General features: G+C 62.6%; 1 pseudogene. It reads left to right on the forward strand.

Annotation, left to right across the window (positions count from 1 at the left end):
- Nucleotides 1-438: pseudogene (locus tag RNC47_RS36940) on the forward strand (glutamine synthetase); the annotation flags it as partial.

Raw genomic sequence — 438 nt, forward strand, 5'->3', positions numbered from 1 at the left:
TGGTGCCGTACGTCGGTACGGAGCTCGAATTCATGGTGTTCGACAACACATTCCGCGAGGCCTGGGCCGCGGGATACCGCAACCTGACACCGGCCACCGACTACAACGTCGACTACGCCATGATGGCATCCACCCGGATGGAGCCGTTGCTGCGCGACATCCGTCTCGGCATGGAGGGCGCCGGGCTGTACTGCGAGGGCGTCAAGGGGGAGTGCAACCTGGGTCAGCAGGAGATCGCGTTCCGCTATGACCATGCCCGCAGCACCTGTGACAACCACACCATCTACAAGAACGGTGCCAAGGAGATCGCCGACCAGCACGGCAAGAGCCTGACGTTCATGGCGAAATTCGATGAACGCGAGGGCAACAGCTGCCACATCCATATCTCGCTACTTGGCGAGGACGGGTCACCGGTCTTCGCCGACGAGTCCGGCCCGC

The sequence above is a fragment of the Streptomyces millisiae genome (assembly GCF_031845425.1).
Taxonomy (GTDB): Bacteria; Actinomycetota; Actinomycetes; order Streptomycetales; family Streptomycetaceae; genus Streptomyces; species Streptomyces millisiae.